Source organism: Duganella violaceipulchra (assembly GCF_019166075.1).
Taxonomy (GTDB): domain Bacteria; phylum Pseudomonadota; class Gammaproteobacteria; order Burkholderiales; family Burkholderiaceae_D; genus Rugamonas; species Rugamonas violaceipulchra.
In genome coordinates, this window is sequence record NZ_JAHTGR010000019.1 from 16,176 (window position 1) to 34,400 (window position 18,225).

Below are 18,225 nucleotides of genomic sequence, written 5' to 3' on the forward strand. Positions count from 1 at the left end.
GCCGCATCAAACATCCCGTTTGATGCGGCGTAAAGTCCAGGCAGATTTATTCAGCCTTGCGGAACATGGCCTTGATGCCGCGGAGTCCCTGGCGGATGCGGGCTTCGTTCTCGATCAGCGCGAAACGCACATATTCGTCGCCGTAGTCGCCGAAGCCGATGCCGGGCGAGACGCACACCTTGGCCTCGGCCAACAGCAGCTTGGAAAATTCCAGCGAGCCCAGATGGCGATACTGCTCGGGGATGCGGGCCCAGATGTACATCGACGCCTTCGGCTTGTCCACCGGCCAGCCGGCTTCGCACAAGCCCTTGTGCAGCACGTCGCGGCGGCTCTGGTACATCGCGCAGATCTCGCTGACACAGCTCTGGTCGCCTTCCAGCGCGGCGATCGCCGCCACCTGCACCGGCGTGAAGCTGCCGTAGTCGTGATAGCTCTTGATGCGCGCCAGCGCCGCCACCAGCTCCTTGTTGCCAACCATGAAGCCGATGCGCCAGCCCGCCATGTTGTAGCTCTTGGACATGGTGAAGAATTCCACCGCCACCTCGCGCGCGCCCGGCACCTGCATGATGGACGGGGCTTTCCAGCCGTCGAAGGTGATGTCGGCGTAGGCCAGGTCGTGCACCACCAGGATGTTGTGTTGCTTGGCCAGCGCCACCACACGCTCGAAGAACTCCAGTTCCACGCATTGCGCGGTCGGGTTGGAGGGGAAGCCGAGTATCATCATCTTCGGCTTCGGATAGCTCTCGCGCACCGCGCGCTCCAGCTCGTCGAAGAAATCGACGCCGGGGGTCATGCGCACCGAGCGGATGTTGGCGCCGGCGATCACCGCGCCCCAGATGTGGATCGGATAGCTGGGATTGGGCACCAGCACGGTGTCGCCCTGGTCCAGCGTCGCCAGCATCAGGTGGGCCAGGCCCTCCTTGGAGCCGATGGTGACGATGGCTTCCGAATCGGGATCGAACTCGACGTCGTAGCGGTTCTTGTACCACTTGGTGATCGCGCGCCGCAGACGCGGTATGCCCTTGGAGGCCGAGTAGCCGTGCGTGTCGGGACGTTGTACGGTGTCGACCAGTTTTTCGACGATATGCGCCGGCGTGGCGCCATCGGGATTGCCCATCGACATGTCGATGATGTCTTCGCCGCGACGGCGCGCCGCCAGCTTGAGCTCGGCGGTGACATTGAAAACGTAGGGAGGCAGGCGATCGATGCGCGAAAAGCTGCGCGGAGTTTGGGTGTCAGTCATGGATATCTCACGTAAGCGCCCGGAACCGTCCGAGCGACGTCGATGCAATGTTGCATCGGTATCCATACTAGCCGAAGGTTTCAGCTTTTTGCAATACCCATTTTAAACGCTGGCTTGATTTTCCTGGTCGCTGAACCACTCGAACAGTATCAGGCCGGCGATGGACGCCACCGGCAACAGGCACAGGCAGATCAGCACCCACAGCACCGGCGAGCGGCCCAGCAACTTGGCCGACATGCCGATGAACACCAGATGCAGGACGAGGCTGACCGCGATGCCGAGGCCGGCCAAGATCACCAGCGGCACCGAGCCCACGATGTATTTGTTCAGCGGCGGCAGGAAGGCGGCAACGCACAACACCCACGCGATCAGCGAGACAGTGGCGGCGGCAATCGGTTGTTGTGCACGGGCGACTTGCATAGGGTGGCTCCTCCAGTAAGCGGCTATGCTGCCACGAACTAGACACAAACGCAACACGGTTCAGCGCAATGATGTCAGCGCCGACGCCAGCACGATGCTGGCGATGGCCAGCCATTGCACCAGCGTCAGGTTCTCGCCCAGCACCACCATGCCGGCCAGCGCGCTGAGCGCCGGCGCGCCGCTGCTGAACATGCTGAAGGTGCGCGACGACAAGGTGCGCATCGACAGCATCTCCAGCGTGTACGGCAAGGCGCTCGACATCACCGCGATCGCCAGGCCGATCAGCAGATAGCTGGGCGTCAGCAGCGCCGCGCCACCATACCACCCGCCGATCGGCACGATGAACAGCGACGCCGCCAACATGGCCCACGCCACCGACTGCCCACCATGCATCACCGACACCCGCTTGCCGTACACGATGTACAAGGCCCAGCACACCGCCGCGCCGGCCGCGTACATCACGCCGACCGGATCGAGCTGGTCGACCTTGCCGTGGATGGGCAGCAGGAAATACAAACCCAGCACCGCCAGGCAGACCGCGGCGAAATCGCGCGGCCGGCGCGACGACAGCACCGCCACCGTCAACGGCCCGGCCACTTCGATCGCCACCGCGATGCCCAGCGGGATGCGGTCGAAGGAGCGGTAGATCAGCAAATTCATCAGGCCGATCACGCTGCCGTAGATCGCCACGTTGACGCCCTGCGCCCACGTCAGCGGCGTGCGCCACGGACGGAAGATCGCCAGCATCAGCACCGCAGCGAGGCCGACGCGGTAAGCCGTCACGACTTCGACGCCCACCAGCGGGAACAGATGCTTGGCGATCGCCGCGCCGAAATTGAGCGACAGCTGGCTGGCCAGCAGTGCAAACCCGGCCAGCAGCGCGCTGCCGCCAGCGTGTTGTTTATCGTCGCTCATCTTATTTGGCCGACAGTCCGAGTTTCAAGGCGATCGGCTTGCCGGCGCTGGCTTCCACCGGCTCCGGCGCGGTGGTGTGCGCGGTCGCGGCGTCGACGCCCTCGCCTTTCAAGGCGGCCAGGATCGCGGCGGAACGCTTGGCGCCCAGCTGCGGCAAGGCGTCCGCCGGCAACGGCTGCTTCTGCTCCAGGCGCTCCTGCAGCTTGGCGTAGAAGGCCGTGGCGTCCGCCACTTGCGGCTCGCCCTGCACCAGCTTGCCCAGGCGCTGCAGCATCGGCAGTTTCTTTTGCGCCGGATCGTCGGCGGCGACAGGGCCGGCGCCGGCCTCGGCGGCCTTCTTCTGCTTGTCCAGCTCGGCCGCGCCGAAACGCTCGGCATACAGGTCGCGCATGGCGCCGCGCACTTTGCGCTGGCCCATGTCGAGCGGGCCCGGCTGTTCGCCGGCCGCCAGCTTGATGTCGGCGCGCGCCAGCACCACGCGGCGCAAGGCTTGCGCGCGCAGGGCCGCGCCGTCCACCGGCTCGTTGTACTGGCCCGGCACGGACAGTTTCAGCTGCGTCTTCTTGGCCAGGATCTGCGCCACCTGCTTCAGCTTCTCGCGCTCCGGCGGCAGCACCGTGTCGCTGCCGGCATCAAAGTCGATGGACTCCAGCTTGTCGCCGCTGACGCCGAACAGATTGCCCAGCGCGCGGAACGGCGAGGTCACGATCTTGGTCATGATGTTGCCGATCGCCTTCCACACCACCGAACCGTAGCTGAACTGCGGATCGTTCATGTTGCCGGAGACCGGCACGCCGAGGTCGATGCGGCCGTCGCTGTCCTTCAGGATGGCCAGCGCCAGTTCCAGCGGCAGCTTGAGCGCGTCCGGACTGTCGATGCGCTCGCCCAGCGTCAGGTTGTCGAGCACGATGTGGTTATTGCCTTCCAACTGGCCCTTGGCGACCTTGTATTCCAGGTCCAGCGAGATCTTGCCTTGGGCGATCTTGTAGCCGGCGAACTTCATGCTGTATGGCGAGGCCGACACCATGTCGACGTTCTTGAACACCACGTTGATGTCGGTGTTGTCGGCCGGGACGAAGGGATTGAGCTTGCCGCGGATGCGCGCCAGGCCGTAGTCGTCGACGCGGCCATCCAGTTCGATCTGGCTGCTGGCGTCGCGCTTGGACGACAGGCCGGTGATCACGCCGCCCAGCTCATAAATCCTGGCGCCGAATTGCGGCCGCAAACTCAGGTCGGTGAAGGCCAGCTTGGCGTTCTCGAAGCGCACGCGGCGCACCTTGACCGGGAACGGTTCGGCGGCAGTCGCCGGCTTGGCGGCGGCGTCAGCGGCAGGCGGCGTCACCAGCAGGCGCTGGGCGTTGAAGCTGCGGTCGTTTTCGATGATGAGCGTGGCGTCCGGTTCGATGACGCGCAGCTCGGCGATATCCAGCAGATCCGGCGACAGGCCGAAGGCCAGCTTGTCGGCGCGTACCGATTTCCAATGAGCGAAGCGGTCATTGTCTTCCTCGTCGAGCGCGAGTTCGGCCACTTCCAGCGAGCCGTCGTAGCGCAGGCCGGGATCGGCCTTGCCGCCGGCGCCGGTGTGCAAGCGTCCCTGGCCGGAGATGCTGCCGGCCGCAATCTTCAGCTTGACGTACTTGGACAGCAAAGGCTGCACCGGCGCGATCGCCAGCTTGGTCAGCTTGAGATCGGTGTCGACCGCGCCGGTGGACGGCACGACCTTGCCCTTGGCGGTCAGCAGGCCGCCTTCGCGCAGGCCGACCGCGCCGTCAAAGGCCAGCGGCTTCTTCAGGTCGGTGCTGGCGTCGGTCAGCTTGAGGTTGAAGTCTTGCAGATTGGCTTTGATGCCGCTGCTCGCATCGTCGTAGCGGGCGCCGAATTTATTGAACTCGACGGTCTTGATACTGGCCGCCCATGGCGCCGAGGCCGGGCCATCCTTGGCCGGTGGCTGCGCACCCCCGCCCGATTTGGGGAAGGCATTCAGGAACAGGAACTTGCCCTTGCCGTCGCGCGACAGGTCCAGCTGGCCGCCGTCGAAGTGCAGGCGGCCCAGGCTGGCGCGGTGCGCGGCCAGGTCGATCTCGCCGCCGTCGAAGCCCAGTTGCGCCAGCTTGAGCGGCGTCATCGCGCCGCTGTTCAGCACCAGATTGTCCACCGAGAAGGCGGCATCGGCGATGTTCAGCTTGAGGCCGTCGGCGGCGGGTTCGGCTTGCAGTTGCAGGCGCAGCTTGAGTTTGTCCGCGTTGAACTTCAGCGCGGGGCTGACGGTTTCATCCACCACCGCCATGGCGATATCGTCGAATGCGAGCTGCTTGAGCTGGATTTTCCAGTTGCCCGCCGGCGCAGGCTTGGCCGCCGCGACAGGCGCTGACGCCTTCGCGGGCGCAGCGGGCACCATCAAGCTCGCCACATCCAGCTCGCCCTTGGCATCGCGCCGCACCGCCAGCGCGCCGCCGTTGACATGCAAGCCGCCCACCGTCACGGTGCGCTTGAGCAGATCCACGCCGACATCGCTGACATCGAACAGCTTCAACTTGACGAAGGCCTCGGCCGCGCCATCGCGCTTGACCACCAGGTCGTTCAAGGCCAGACCGGCGCCGGCCACATTGGCATCCAACTGCCCATCCTTGTAAGCGAATTTGTATGGCAGCTTGGCCGACAAGCGCCCGTCCACCACCGCCACCCGCGCGAACGACTTCAGATACGTCGACACACCCGGCAAGGCCACATTCTCCAGCGTCAGCGCGCCGCTGCCGCCGATAGGATTGAGCGCGTTCGTGCCCTTCCAGCGCAGCTTGCCGCCCAGGCCGGCATCCGCGCTGAGCGCGTAATCGCCGTTCTCGTCCGGCAGCGTGCTGAGGTTGTTGAGCGTGAAGGCGATCGGCGCATAGGTATCGTTGTAGCCGGCGTGACGGTCATGCATATCGACCTTGCCCTGCTCCAGCGCGAAATGCTCGACGACCAGGCGCGGCATGCCGCTGTCGCTGTCATCGTGCTTGCGTTTGTTGAGCGTCGCCATGAACTCGGCGATGTTGAACTTGCCGTCCGGCGCGATGGCCAGCTGCACCGTCGGCGCCACGATGCGGATCTCGGCGAAACTCCAGGCGCGGCGCAGCAGCGAGCGCCACTGCATCTCCACCTCCAGCCCGCCGACGCCGAACAAGGGCGCGCCGCTGGCCTCGGTCAGCTGGAATTGCCGCACCGTCAGCCGCAGCGTGAAGGGGTTGAAGCTGACTTCGCCAATGCTAGCCTTGCGTTCCAGCTCGGTCTCGACAAACTTTGGAAGCTGGCTCTTGATCACTTGCGGCAACAGCCAGCCGCCCGCCAACGCATACACACCCACCGCGCCAGCCACGCCCACGCCCCATCGCTTCCATCGTTGGTTCAATGCCTGCAAACTATTCCCCTGAAAATTTCTCTCACAGGCAACAGTATAGCAAGCATGGCAATACCGGGCTTACTTGAACACTGAGCAGTACTGGGTATTGCTTTCAATGTTCTGGCCCGGCTGGCCGTCGGCCGCGATCACCTTCAGCCAACCGTCCGGCTTGGCCGACGTCGGCTTCTTGCCGCAGTTGGTGTGCACCCAGTGGATGCCGACGCCGCCGTCGGTGTACAACTGGCCGCAGGCTTCCACCCGGTCGTTGACGCGGATGCCGCTCAGCGAAGCCGGCACGGTCTTCTGGTTCGGCTCGAAGCCGCTGGCGAACACATTGTCGATAGCGACGTCGTAGACCTTGCCGTCCTGGTCGGACTTCATCTTCAGGTGGGTGTGCGACAGCTCCACGCCCTTGCGGAACTGGCCGTGCGAAAACTTCGGCCCCTTCACGACGACGCCGCTGCGGTAACTGCCGGCGGACGCCGAGCATGTGGCGGCTTCATCCGCGTAGGCAGAAAACGCCGCCAGCAATGCGCAGCCTAGCAATAGTTTTTTCATGCGAGCTCCCTCGGTCGTTTTGGTGCGGCCATTATCCACCACAATCTACTTGCCGCGCCAGACGGTGCCGATCGCCAGCGACGACAACTTCTTGCGCCGCCCGTACCACAGGTTGACCACCCCGCGCGACACGAACATCGCCGAAAACATCGACGTCAAGATGCCCAGGCAGTGCACCACCGCGAAGCCGCGTATCGCCCCGGAGCCGAACACCCACAGCGCCACGCCGACGATCAGGGTGGTGACGTTGGAATCGAGGATGGTGGCCCAGGCGCGGTCGAAGCCGGTGGCGATGGCCTGCTGCGGCGTGGCGCCGCCGCGCAGCTCCTCACGGATGCGCTCGTTGATCAGCACGTTGGCATCGATCGCCATGCCCAGCGCCAGCGCGATCGCGGCGATGCCGGGCAAGGTCAGGGTCGCCTGCATCAGCGACAGCAGGGCCAGCAGCAACAGCAGATTGCAGGCCAGCGCCAGCACGCTGAAGAAGCCGAACAGCATGTAGTAGACCATCATGAACACGGAAATCGCGGCAAAGCCGTACATGGTCGAATGCAGACCCTTGGCGATATTCTCCGCGCCCAGCTGCGGGCCGATGGTGCGCTCTTCGACGATCTCCATCGGCGCCGACAGCGCGCCCGAGCGCAGCATCAGCGCCAGGTCGGCCGCGTCCTGCGCGGTGCCGACGCCGGTGGTGCGGAAGTGCGCGCTCAGCTCGCTGGTCAGCATGGCCACCGAGATCACTTCCGGCTTGCCGGTCTTTTCGATCAGCACGATGGCCATGTGCTTGCCAACGCGGTCACTGGTGGCGGCCAACATCTTGCGCCCGCCCGCCGTGTTAAGGTCGATGAACACGGCCGGCTGCTGGTTCTCGTCCAGGCCGGCGGTGGCGCTGGTGATGTAGTCGCCGGTCAGCACCACGTCCTTGTACAGCACGGTAGGCGCGCCCCGCCCCACCGTGTACAGCTGCGAGTTCAACGGTATCGCCGCGCCCAGTTCGGTGCCGCGCGTGATGCTCTCGTCGACCATGCGCACTTCCAGCGTGGCCGTGCGGCCGATGACGGCGCGCGCCCTCGCCACGTCCTGCTCGCCGGGCAGCTGCACCACGATGCGGTCCGCTCCCTGCTGCTGGATGATGGGCTCGGCCACGCCCAGCTCGTTCACGCGCTTGGACAAGGTGGCGATGTTCTGCGTCACGCCGTCATTGATGGTCTGCTTCAACGCGTCCGGCTTGAGCGTGGCGACCAGCTTCAGCTGCGCACCGTCGCTCGCTTCGGCCAGCAGCAGCTCGGGACCCTGGCCGGCGATCAGGTCCTTCGCCTTCTGCCGCGTGGCTTCATCGCGGAAGCTGATCTCCAGGGTGTTGCCGACGCGTGTAATCCCGCCATGGAACACGGCCTTGTCGCGCAACACGCTGCGCACCGACGCCTGCACGCCTTGCAGCTTCTTGTCCAACACGGCCTTGGTGTCGACCTGCATCAGGAAGTGGACGCCGCCGCGCAGGTCCAGGCCCAGGTACATCGGCAACGCGTGCAGGCTTTGCAGCCAGTGCGGCGTATCGGCCATCAGATTCAGCGCAACCAGATATTGCGGATCGGCGGTGTCGGCGTTCAGGCTTTTCTCCAGCACCGACTTGGCGCGGAACTGGGTGTCGGGATCGGCGAAGCGCGCGCGCACCGCTGCGTGCGCGCTGTCGTAGGCGACGCCGGTGCTCGGCACCTGCGCTTGCTTGAGCGCGCCCTCGACCTTGCCCACCAGCTCGGCGCCCACGCGCACGCTGGTCTTGCCGCTGCTGATATGCAGCGCCGGCGACTGGCCAAAATAATTGGGCGCGGTGTACAACGCGCCCAACAACACCGTGATCACAATCACGATGTACTTCCACAACGGGTATCGATTCATCTCTTAATCTCTTTTTAAGAATGGACCGACCTAAGCTGCGGCTGCCTGCGTCTATTGCAAGCCCAACAATTAATTATTTCTCATGTCCCAGGCTGGCTGTATTTGCGGAACTGCTCGCGCATGTGGCGCAGCTTGGCCGCCAGGTTGGCGTCCTGCATCACGTACAGGTCCAGCCGCGCGGCGTAGTCGGGCGTCATCATCCAGCCGAAGGTTTCGGCCTTGTCTTCTTCCTGGCCGTAGCTGGAATACAGGCTGACCACGCCCGGCTTGGCGTGGCCGACGTCCTGCAGGTTCTTGCCGTAGAAGCTGGCGCCGCCCTTGCCGTAGGCGAGTCCGGCCGGGTTCAGCGCCAGCCACGCGGGATCGGCGTGGTAGTAGTCGTTGTGTTCGCGGTAGTCGATGAAGTGGTAGAACTCGTGATGCACGCGCATCTCCATGCCGGCCGGGCACAGCTTGGCGCTGTTGTCGGCGTAGGCCACGCTGTCGACCTCGGCCATCGGCATCGCCAGCCGGCGCTGGCCGCCCACCGCCAGCTCCTTGACCAGCACGATGTTGTGCAGGCGGACATTGGCGAAGAACGGGGCCGGATAACGTTCCATCCCCGGCAGCACCACGCTCAGCAGGCGATGCAGGCGCTGGCGGTCCGGCTCGCTGTCGGTGTAGGCTTCGGCGCTGGCGCCTTCGCTGTTCAACTCCCACTGGGCGTTCAGGTTCAGCGCGGCCAGGCGGCGCGTGGCCGTCTCGCGCAGCTGCGCCAAGCTGGCGTCGGCCGGCGCCACGCTCGGGTATTGCAGGTCCCAGTGGCATTCGATGCGCAGCGCATCGTTGTTGTGATCGATAGGCGCGAGGGTGCTGCAGGCGGACAGCAGCAGCGCGCTCAGCGCAAAGAGAATTCGGTGACAGGACATGGGGAGACTCTTGAAACGGCGCCGGCACAAGGCCGGCGCCTGGGTTGATTACTTGAACTTGTAGCTGGCGGTCAGCTGTACGAAACGGCCCAGCTGGCTGTGGTACGACGGGCTGTAGCCTTGCAGGTAGGCGATCTGGCTGGCGTCCATCGGCGCTTCCTTGTTGGCCAGGTTCTGCACCGACATCGACAGCTCCAGGTTGCGGAAACCCTTGTAGCTGACATAGGCGCTGGCCGTCAGCCACGAGTGGACGTTGCACAACTGCGGCGTGGCCGCCTCAAACGAACACACCGTATCCGGCGAGCTCTTCAGCATATAGCCGCCCACATAGCTCCAGTTGATGCTGGCGTCCCATGGACCGCGGTCCCAGGCCACGCCGGCGCGGCCGCGGTTCTTCGGCAGTCCGTAGTAGCCGACGTAGTCGACCGGATCGTTGCCCGGCACGTCGGTGCTCATGTAGCTGTTCATGCGGTTGTAGCTGGCGCTCAACGAGACGCGGCCGTAGCTGCCCACGCTGAAGCTGCCGCGCGCATCGACGTCGACGCCGCGCGTCTGCGTCGACGACAGGTTGGCCGTGATCAGGCTCAGGTGATCGAGCTTGCCGCTGACCGCGTTGCGCACGATGCGGTCGGCAAACTGCGCCTCATGCTCCAGCAGGTAGGTGGAGCTGATGGTGGACAGCTCGTCGCGCCGCTTGATGTGGTACGCATCCACCGACAAGGACCAGCCCGGCACTGGCTCGGCCACGAAGCCTATCGTCACGCTCTTGGATTTTTCCGCCTGGATGTCGGGATTGGCGCCGGTGGTGAAGGCCACATAGCGTTCGCAGTCATCGTTGGTGGTGCTGAACACCGGGCAGCGCTTGGGATCGAGCACCTTGGTGTAGCCGTTGGTGTTCCCCGCGTGCAGCTCCGGCAGCGACGGCGCGCGGAAGCCTTCGGCGTAGGTGGAGCGGAAAGCCAGCTGCGGCAGCGCGCTCCATTTGACGCCGGCCTTGGGCGTGAAGGCCGAGCCGAAATCGCTGTAGCGGTCCGAGCGCGCGGCCAGGCTCAGCTCCACCGTCTTGAGCACCGGCGCCGACAGCTCGCCATACGCGGCGGCCACGCTGCGCGAACCGCTGGCGCCGGTCATGCCGATCAGCTGGATCGAACCGTCGGTGAACAGCGGGGCCGGCGCGGCGTCGAATTTCTCGCGGCGGTACTCGGCGCCGACGGCGATCGCCAGCTGGCCGCCCGGCAGCGCGAACAGCTCGCGGTTGCCGTGCACGTCGACGCTGCTGGTGCTGGTGTCGGCGTGGTTGTCGAGCAGCGGATACAGGCGCGCCATCAGCGCCGGATCGTTGCCGCCCGGGTTGCGCAGCTGGAAGCCGTTACGCACCAGGCCGTCCGCGTCGAGCACCTCGTTGATCAGCACCTTGTCCTGGATGTAGCCGTGGTAGCGGGTGTCGGTCAGCGAGCGCGAGAACATCGCCGCCGCCTCCAGGTCCCAACGCCCCAGCGTGCCGCGCGCGCCCAGGGTGGCGCGCATATTGCGGCTCTCGCTGCCGATGGTGGTCGGCACGTCGTTGAAGACGTAGCGCACGCCCACCGTCTGGCCCCACTTGTTCTGCGGATGGCCGGCCGGCAGCAGCAGGTAGCTGATGGTGGTGCCCGGCGCGTTGCCGTACAGGCCGTGCTTGTCGAGCAGGTCGTTGGTGTAGGCGCCGTAGGAATTGGTGGCGTAGCTGTACATGCTGGAAGCCTGGCGGCTGCGGCTGAGCGCGGCGTCGCCGAACATTTCCCAGCCCTGTCCCAGGTCGTAGGTCAGCGCGCTGTAGACGTTGTCGCGCTGGCTCTTCGATTGCAGCGTGACGGCGCTGGTGTTGTCGTTGATGCAGCGGCCGTTGAGCGGCGAGCCGGCGTCCACCAGCGCCGGGCAGTCGCCCAGGATGCCGAGGAAAGTGCCGCCGGTGGTGCCGGAGGCGGTGTAGACGTTGCTGGAGAACGAGGAGCGGCGGTCGGCCAGGCCGAAGCGGCGGAAGTCGGCGTCCTTGGTGCGTGGGCGGGCGTTGACCAGCACCGGGCTGGTGTCGCGATGGGACAGGCTGAGCAGCCAGTTGTAGCCGTCCTGCGCCAGCGTGCCCTTGCCGTAGGTCAGGCCGATGTCGCCGGTGTTGCCGTCGTGGTAGGCCGAGGTGCCGCCGGACACCTTGAGCGCCAGGCCCTCGTAGTTCTTGCGCAGGATGATGTTGATGACGCCGCCGATGGCGTCGGCGCCGTAGATCGCCGAGGCGCCGTCCAGCAGCACCTCGATGCGCTCGACGGCGTCGACCGGGATCGCGTTGGTGTCGACGAACGAGGCCGAGCCGAAGCCGAACGGCGCCACGCGGCGGCCGTTGATCAGGGTCAGCGTGGCGCCCGCGCCCAGGCCGCGCAGCGAGATGCCGGCCGAGCCGAAGGCCTGGCCCGGCGTGCCCTCGGCCGTGTAGCCGCCGGTATTGCCGGCCGGCAGATCGCGCAGCACGTCGGTGATGGTGGCGGCGCCCGAGCGGGCGATTTGCTCGGCCGTGATAACCTGCACGGCGGACGCGGTTTCGGCGTCGACACGCTTGATGCGCGAACCGGTGATTTCCACGCGCGGCGGCGCGGCGGTGCCGGCTTCGGCGCTGGCCTGGGCGGCGGCGGTCAGGGGAACCGCGCCGGCGCACAACAGCGCGACGGCACGAACGATAGGGCGAATAGGCGACATGTGACACTCCGTGGTCTGACAGTTTGATGAAATACTGCAACTGTCACGGAGTGTCTTTGGTCGCCGCGCTCAGGTCACGGACAGGACTGCTGTTTTAGTACTTTCCTGCTCGCATTCCCATGCCGCAGTGCAAACTGTGGGGCGCTGACCACGCCAGCGCCGGGGTCGCTAAGGCGCAGCGCCGCTCAACGCCGGCCACTTGGCCGCGCGCGGCGAGCGCGCCGCCGGCGGGCCGCCGCGCGCCCCGTCCTTGAGCCGGAACACGCTCACCAGCTGCGACAGCGTGGCGGCCTGGTCCTGCAAGCCCTGCGAGGCCGACGCCGCCTGCTGCACCAGTTCGGCGTTCTGCTGGGTCACCGTGTCCATCTGCGAGATGGCCTGGTTCACCTGCTCGATGCCGGCGCTCTGCTCGCGGCTGGCATGGGTGATTTCCGCCATCACGCCGGCCATGCTCTGCACGCTTTCCAGCACCTCGGTCATCGTCGCGCCGGCCTGGGCCACCAGCTTGCTGCCGATGTCCACCTGGCCGACCGATTCGCCGATCAAGTCCTTGATTTCCTTGGCCGACGCCGCCGAGCGCTGGGCCAGGTTGCGCACCTCGGTCGCCACCACCGCGAAACCACGGCCCTGCTCGCCGGCGCGGGCCGCCTCCACCGCCGCGTTCAAGGCCAGGATATTGGTCTGGAAGGCGATGCCGTCGATGACGGCGATGATGTCGGCGATCTTGCGCGACGAGGTGTTGATCGCGCCCATCGTATCGACCACCTGCGCCACCACCGCGCTGCCCTTCTGCGCCACGCTGGCGGCCACGGTGGCCAGTTGGTTGGCCTGGGCCGAGTTGTCGGCGTTGTGGCGCACGGTCGAGGTCAGCTCCTCCATCGAGGCGGCGGTCTCCTCCAGCGAACTGGCCTGCTGCTCGGTGCGCGAGGACAGGTCCAGGTTGCCGGCGGCGATCTGGCCCGAGGCGCTGGCGATGACGCCGGTCGCGCCGCGCACCTCGCCGACGATCTGCTCCAGGTTGTCGCGCATGGTGCGCATGCCGAACAGCAGGCTGGTGGTGTCGCCGGCGCGGGTTTCAACCGTCACGCCCAGGTCGCCGGCGGCGATCTGGCGGACGATGTCGGTCGCATAATCGGGCTCGCCGCCCAGGCTGCGCGTCAGCCAGCGCGTGATCAGCAGCGCGCCGGCGGCGCCGAACACCACGCTGCCGGCCACCAGCGCCAATATCCACAGCCGCGACGAGGCGTAGCGGCGGTCGCCCTCGACCGCCTCCTGCTTGCCGCCGTCGGTGTAGTACTCGACCAGTTGGTCGACCTGGCCGCGCAGGGCCACGATCAGCTTGTTCGATTCGCCGCGGATCAGCGCCTTGGCCTGGTCGTCGTCCCTGGCGCGGGCGGCGGCGCGGATTTTGGCGTCCTCCTGCATGTAGCGCGCCCACATGTCGACGAACTTGCCGTACATGGCCTGTTCCTCAGCGGTGCTGGCCAGCACCACATAGTCGTCCTGCATTTTCTTCAGGTCGACCAGGTCCTTGGCGATCACCTGGTCGTACTTGTCCATGTCCGCCGGGCTGGTCGAAATGATGTATTGCAGCTCACGGGTGCGGATGCGGGCGATCTGCGACTTGATGTCCTCGATCACCCGGATGCTGGGCATCCAGCGGGCCGAAAACCGCTTGGACGTATTATTAACCTGGGATAGCTCCCAGATGGAAAACACCCCCACCAGCACCGTCAAAGCCAATACCAGGGAGAATGCCAGCCCCAGTTTTTGCGCCAGGCGTAGCGAATTAAACCATTTCATTATGCTAGTCCTTCAACGTTTAATTTGATAGTAACTTCCGCAAATCAGCGTGGGTCAGATTCAAATCATAGCGCATTGCCGGCCCAGCCAGCGGCAGGCTTTACCATATTGTTGATGATTCGCAACACCTTGTTTTCTAAGCATTTTCATAATGACAAATGCGGAAATTATAGTTTCCGACGCACATTAAAAACAACAGATGGCTCCGTCGCCCGGCATTAGAATATCCCACTCCCCGCCGCCATCCTCGCCTTAAACAAAAGGAATTATTATGTCTACGTCATTCAATAAAAGTGAGAATGTCACTATTTCACCCGCTGATATATCCTGGGGCGGTGATTTAAATACCATCCATGAGATTCTGCGCGCGCGGTTTAATGGTTTTAATGAAAACGGATTTTATGCCCACCCGCAGGAAGTGGCCCTGCGCGCCGAGCTGGGCGAGGTTGGCGCGCTGCGGCGGCTGACCCGACAACTGCGCGGGCTGGGCACCAACGGCGCGGCGCTGACCAATCTCGGCCTGCACGGCCTGAGCGAAGAGCGCCGCAACGCCGCGCTGTATGCGATCACGCTGATGCTGGGCTACCCCACCTCCACCGACCAGCGCACCGGCCGCGTGGCCTGGGACGTCAAGGCCCGGCCGGCCGAGCACAGCGACGCCCGCTTCACCACCTTTTCCGAGCGCGTCGGCAGCGCCGACATGCACACCGATTCCTCGTTCTATCCGATGCCGGAGGAACAATTCATCCTGTACGTGGTGCAGGCGGCCAATTGCGAGGGCGGCCATTCGCTGCTGATCGACGGCGAGGACATTTACCAGACCCTGCAGCAAAGCGCGGCCGGCCGCGCGGCCTACGAGCTGCTGCGCAGCGCGCCGGTGCCGTTCCGCGTGCCGGCCGTGTACGCGGCCGGCGAGACCGCCATCGAACACCATGTGGCGCCGGTGTTCGGGCCGCCGCGCCGCGACGGCGACCGCTACACGCTGCGCTGGCGCTACGACGCCATCCAGAAAGGCCTGGCCGTGCGGCCCGACCTGAGCACGCCGGCGCTGGTGGCGGCGCTGGCCTTGATGAACGAGGTGGCCGAGCACAGCGCGCCGCGCTTCAAGCAGCAGCTGGCCACCGACACCCTGCTGTGGGCCGACAACCATCGCATGCTGCACGGCCGCACCACCTACGTGGACGAGCGCCGCCACCTGATCCGCATCCGCATGTCCGACGTGCCCAACGCCGAGCGCATCGGCCCGTCCGGCGTGGTGCGCGATTGAGCGCGCTGGGCGCCTGCGCCATGGCCGAGACCGGCCTGCCGCCGGCCGAGCGCCTGTGGGCCATGCTGTCGCTGATGACCGGCGTGGCGCTGGCTTCGCTGGACACGGCGATCGCCAACACCGCCTTGCCGGCCATGGCGCAGCAGTTGCAGGCGACGCCGGCGGCGTCGGTGTGGATTGTCAACGCCTACCAGCTGGCGATGGTGGCGACCTTGCTGCCGTTCGCCGCGCTGGGCGAGATCGCCGGCTACCGCCGCGTCGCCCTCGGCGGCCTGGTGCTGTTCACGCTGGCCTCGCTGGCATGCGCGCTGGCGTGGTCGCTGCCGTCGCTGGTGGCGGCGCGGCTGCTGCAGGGCGTGGGCGCCAGCGCCATGATGGCGGTCAGCACCGCGCTGATCCGCGCCATCTACCCGCCCGAGCGCCAGGGCCGGGGCTTCGGCACCAACGCGCTGGTGGTGGCGGTGGCGTTCGCCGTGGGGCCGACCGTGGCCTCGCTGATCCTGTCGCTGTCGTCCTGGCCGTGGCTGTTCGCGATTAACGTGCCGCTGGGCGTGCTGGCGCTGAGCGCCGCCTGGCAGGCGCTGCCGCACACGCCGCGCGCGGCGCACCGGGTCGACCTGCTGGCCGCCCTGTACAACGTCGGCGCCTTCGGCCTGCTGATCCTGGCGCTGGGCGACGCCGCCCACGGCGCCGCGCCGCGACGGCTGCCGGCCGAGATCGCCGGCGCGGCGCTCTGCTGGGTGCTGCTGCTGCGCCGCCAGCGCGGCCATGCGGCCCCGCTGCTGCCGGTGGACTTGTTCCGCCATCCGATGTTCGCCCTGTCGGCCTTGACGGCCTTCTGTACGTTCGCGGTGCAGGGACTGGCCTTCGTGTCGCTGCCGTTCTTCTTCGAGCACACGCTGGGCCGTTCGCCGATCGACACCGGCTTCCTGATGACGCCATGGCCGGCGCTGGTGGCCGTGATGGGCCAGGTGGCCGGCAGGTTGAGCGACCGCTACAACGCCGGCACGCTGGGCGGCATCGGCCTGCTGCTGCTGTGTGCGGGCGTGCTGCTGCTGAGCGGACTGGCGGCCGGCGCCTCGGTGTACGACATCGGCTGGCGCATGGCGCTGTGCGGCGTCGGTTTCGGTTTCTTTCAGGCGCCAAACATGAAGGCCATCATGGGCAGCGCGCCACCGGCGCGCTCGGGCAGCGCCAGCGGCATCGTCGCCACCGCCCGGCTCAGCGGCCAGGCCACCGGCGCGGCGCTGGTGGCGTATTGCTTCACCTTGTCGGACACGCGCGGCACGGTGTACGCGCTGCTGGTGGCGGGCGGTTTCGCCGCGCTGGGGGCGGCGGTGAGTTTCTCGCGCCGGCTGCTAGGAAATTAACCGCGCTGCTGGCGGAACCTTGCCGGCGGCGTGCCGAAATGGCGGCTGAAGGTACGCGACAAATGGCTGGCGTCGTGGAAGCCGCAGGCTTCGGCGATGTCGGCCATCGCCCGGCCGCCGGCCAGCAGCATGGTGCGCGCCTGCTCCAGGCGCATCTTCATCAAGTAGCGGTGCGGCGGCAGGCCCAGCGCCAGGTGGAACTCGCGCGAGAAATGCGCCTCGCTCATGCCGCACAGCGCCGCCAGGTCGCGGTTGCTGACGCCGGTGGCCAGGTTGTCGCCCATGTGGGTCAGCACGCGCCGCAGGCGGCCGCCGCCCAGGGTGCTCGACTGCGGCGCCGTGGCGGGCCGGCTGTAGTGCTCCAGCAGATAGCTCAGCAACGCCACCATCAGGCCGTCGCAGTACTGCGATTGCAGCGGGCCGGCCATGGCGTCGCCGTTGAGCATGCGGCGCACCAGCTCCATCACGTGGCGGTCCGAGGTGAATTGCTGGGCGCCCAGGCTCAGCGGGGTTTCCCGCTGCGCGTTCAGCTTGTCGATCAGCGCGGCCGGCACGAACAGGTTGACGATGTCGCAGCTGCTCAGGCGGCTCCACTGGCTGGAGCCGCTGGGCGGACAGATGCGGAAACGCTCGGCCGCGATCACCCCGCCCCACACCGGCTGGCCGTGCAGCCAGATGCGGGCGTCGACCGGCTCGAGCATGATGGCGATGCGGTAATCGTTGGGATGGGAGCTGATGGTCTGGATCATCGCGTCCGGCTGGTTGCTGCTCCAGCGCACGATCGAGGCCTTGGAACTGGGCAAGGGGCCGATGCAGGTGTGCAGCGGCGTGTGCACGCCGCTGCGCAGGAACCAGTCTTTCAACACTTCGGTATTGTCTATCGCGGTACCCATGGGCTCGTCTCGGCATATGGCGGAGCGTCGATTATCGGGCGCGCCAGTCTTGATGTCAAATCATCAATTGACAGGATTGTGCATCCAGGCCGCGATCCGGTCGACCACTTCCTGCTCCTGGCCGATGTAGGCGTGGTAGTGGTAGCTCTCACACGGGTCGCCGCTGGGGTCGACGCCGCCGGTGATCATCAGCAGTTTTTTCAGCGGGGCATTTTTCAGGCCCTTCATGATCCAGTCCACTTCGGAGGGGCGGCAGACCACGCAGACGTCGCCGACGTGGTGCACCACCAGCACCGGCAGTTTCAGCGCGGCCAGATTTTGCGTCGGCACCGCGCCCTGCTTCTTGAACGCGGTCACGCTGGAAGTCAGCACCAGGCCGGCGATGCCGGGATCGTCCACGCTGGCGATGGCGACGTAGGCGGCCGACACCGTGCCGCGGCTGGTGCCGACCAGCCACACCGGCGCCGGGCTCTTGCTGCGCACGAACTCCAGCGCGGCGCGCACGTCGGCCAGGTGCCTGGGGTTGACGCGCTCGCCGTAGTCGAGCGCGGGGGTGTCGCTGGGCAGGCCAAAGATGGCGACGTTGAAGCCGTCGGCCAGGAACAGCGCCACGCTGCGGGCCAGGAAGTTGTGGCTGGTGGGCTTGCCGTCGACCACCTTGCCGTAGCCGCCGTTGCCGCCGGTGAACAGGAACACGGTGGCCTTGGCGCCCTCCTGCGCTTCCCAGTAGACGCTGGCCTCGACGCCGGCACGGGTGGGAATGCGGAAGGTCTGGCCGTCGGCCCAGGCGGCGCAGCCTTGCAGGGCGAAGATCAACGCCAGCCACCAACGATATCTGCTCAT

The 18,225-nt window shown here is 66.3% G+C and carries 13 protein-coding genes; 2 read left to right on the plus strand and 11 right to left on the minus strand.

Annotated features, from left to right (window positions below):
* Positions 1-46: 46 nt before the first annotated feature.
* From alaC to KVP70_RS34895, 9 genes are all read right to left on the minus strand, one after another.
* A complete protein-coding gene (gene alaC / locus KVP70_RS27215) occupies positions 47-1,243 on the minus strand; it encodes an alanine transaminase (RefSeq protein WP_217945547.1) in 1,197 nt (398 codons plus the stop codon).
* Positions 1,244-1,345: 102 nt separating this feature from the next.
* The gene (locus KVP70_RS27220) at positions 1,346-1,663 is read right to left on the minus strand and encodes a hypothetical protein (protein WP_217945548.1); all 318 of its coding nucleotides are present in this window, start codon (positions 1,661-1,663) and stop codon (positions 1,346-1,348) included.
* Between the two features lie 60 nt (positions 1,664-1,723).
* Positions 1,724-2,578 (minus strand): EamA family transporter, encoded by an 855-nt coding sequence (locus KVP70_RS27225; RefSeq protein WP_217945549.1) that lies wholly within the window; start codon positions 2,576-2,578, stop codon positions 1,724-1,726.
* Position 2,579: 1 nt separating this feature from the next.
* Positions 2,580-5,975 (minus strand): DUF748 domain-containing protein, encoded by a 3,396-nt coding sequence (locus tag KVP70_RS27230; protein WP_217945550.1) that lies wholly within the window; start codon positions 5,973-5,975, stop codon positions 2,580-2,582.
* 60 nt (positions 5,976-6,035) lie between these two features.
* Positions 6,036-6,515, minus strand: coding sequence for a DUF3465 domain-containing protein (locus KVP70_RS27235; RefSeq protein ID WP_217945551.1), 480 nt, complete (start codon positions 6,513-6,515; stop codon positions 6,036-6,038).
* 45 nt (positions 6,516-6,560) lie between these two features.
* On the minus strand, positions 6,561-8,414 hold the full coding sequence (gene secD / locus KVP70_RS27240) for a protein translocase subunit SecD (RefSeq protein WP_217945552.1): 1,854 nt from the start codon (positions 8,412-8,414) through the stop codon (positions 6,561-6,563).
* Positions 8,415-8,494: 80 nt separating this feature from the next.
* Positions 8,495-9,322 (minus strand): hypothetical protein, encoded by an 828-nt coding sequence (locus KVP70_RS27245; RefSeq protein ID WP_217945553.1) that lies wholly within the window; start codon positions 9,320-9,322, stop codon positions 8,495-8,497.
* Between the two features lie 48 nt (positions 9,323-9,370).
* Complete coding sequence (locus KVP70_RS27250; protein WP_217945554.1) at positions 9,371-12,049, minus strand: TonB-dependent receptor plug domain-containing protein; 2,679 nt, start codon at positions 12,047-12,049, stop codon at positions 9,371-9,373.
* A gap of 168 nt (positions 12,050-12,217) precedes the next feature.
* Entirely contained in the window at positions 12,218-13,852 is a 1,635-nt protein-coding gene (locus KVP70_RS34895) for a methyl-accepting chemotaxis protein (protein ID WP_217945555.1), read from the minus strand.
* A gap of 418 nt (positions 13,853-14,270) precedes the next feature.
* Between KVP70_RS34895 and KVP70_RS27260 the strand changes: the two genes are divergently transcribed.
* Positions 14,271-15,119 (plus strand): TauD/TfdA family dioxygenase, encoded by an 849-nt coding sequence (locus tag KVP70_RS27260; RefSeq protein ID WP_217945556.1) that lies wholly within the window; start codon positions 14,271-14,273, stop codon positions 15,117-15,119.
* Positions 15,120-15,139: 20 nt separating this feature from the next.
* Positions 15,140-16,489, plus strand: a complete 1,350-nt coding sequence (locus tag KVP70_RS27265; RefSeq protein ID WP_217945626.1) for an MFS transporter — start codon at positions 15,140-15,142, stop codon at positions 16,487-16,489.
* On the opposite strand, the gene KVP70_RS27270 is transcribed toward KVP70_RS27265, so the two are convergent.
* Both KVP70_RS27270 and KVP70_RS27275 read right to left on the minus strand, forming a co-directional pair.
* Positions 16,486-17,382, minus strand: coding sequence for a helix-turn-helix domain-containing protein (locus KVP70_RS27270; RefSeq protein WP_217945557.1), 897 nt, complete (start codon positions 17,380-17,382; stop codon positions 16,486-16,488). The genes KVP70_RS27265 and KVP70_RS27270 overlap by 4 nt on opposite strands.
* A gap of 63 nt (positions 17,383-17,445) precedes the next feature.
* Positions 17,446-18,225: an alpha/beta hydrolase gene (locus KVP70_RS27275; protein WP_217945558.1), complete on the minus strand. Its 780-nt coding sequence runs from the start codon at positions 18,223-18,225 to the stop codon at positions 17,446-17,448.

What these genes read in the sequence shown, in the direction of transcription:
- alaC (WP_217945547.1), bottom strand. Translation starts at nt 1,243, where the DNA reads ATGACTGACACCCAAACTCCGCGCAGCTTTTCGCGCATCGATCGCCTG.
- KVP70_RS27220 (WP_217945548.1), bottom strand. Translation starts at nt 1,663, where the DNA reads ATGCAAGTCGCCCGTGCACAACAACCGATTGCCGCCGCCACTGTCTCG.
- KVP70_RS27225 (WP_217945549.1), bottom strand. Translation starts at nt 2,578, where the DNA reads ATGAGCGACGATAAACAACACGCTGGCGGCAGCGCGCTGCTGGCCGGG.
- KVP70_RS27235 (WP_217945551.1), bottom strand. Translation starts at nt 6,515, where the DNA reads ATGAAAAAACTATTGCTAGGCTGCGCATTGCTGGCGGCGTTTTCTGCC.
- secD (WP_217945552.1), bottom strand. Translation starts at nt 8,414, where the DNA reads ATGAATCGATACCCGTTGTGGAAGTACATCGTGATTGTGATCACGGTG.
- KVP70_RS27245 (WP_217945553.1), bottom strand. Translation starts at nt 9,322, where the DNA reads ATGTCCTGTCACCGAATTCTCTTTGCGCTGAGCGCGCTGCTGCTGTCC.
- KVP70_RS27250 (WP_217945554.1), bottom strand. Translation starts at nt 12,049, where the DNA reads ATGTCGCCTATTCGCCCTATCGTTCGTGCCGTCGCGCTGTTGTGCGCC.
- KVP70_RS34895 (WP_217945555.1), bottom strand. Translation starts at nt 13,852, where the DNA reads ATGAAATGGTTTAATTCGCTACGCCTGGCGCAAAAACTGGGGCTGGCA.
- KVP70_RS27265 (WP_217945626.1), top strand. Translation starts at nt 15,140, where the DNA reads ATGGCCGAGACCGGCCTGCCGCCGGCCGAGCGCCTGTGGGCCATGCTG.
- KVP70_RS27270 (WP_217945557.1), bottom strand. Translation starts at nt 17,382, where the DNA reads ATGGGTACCGCGATAGACAATACCGAAGTGTTGAAAGACTGGTTCCTG.
- KVP70_RS27275 (WP_217945558.1), bottom strand. Translation starts at nt 18,225, where the DNA reads ATGAGCAGATATCGTTGGTGGCTGGCGTTGATCTTCGCCCTGCAAGGC.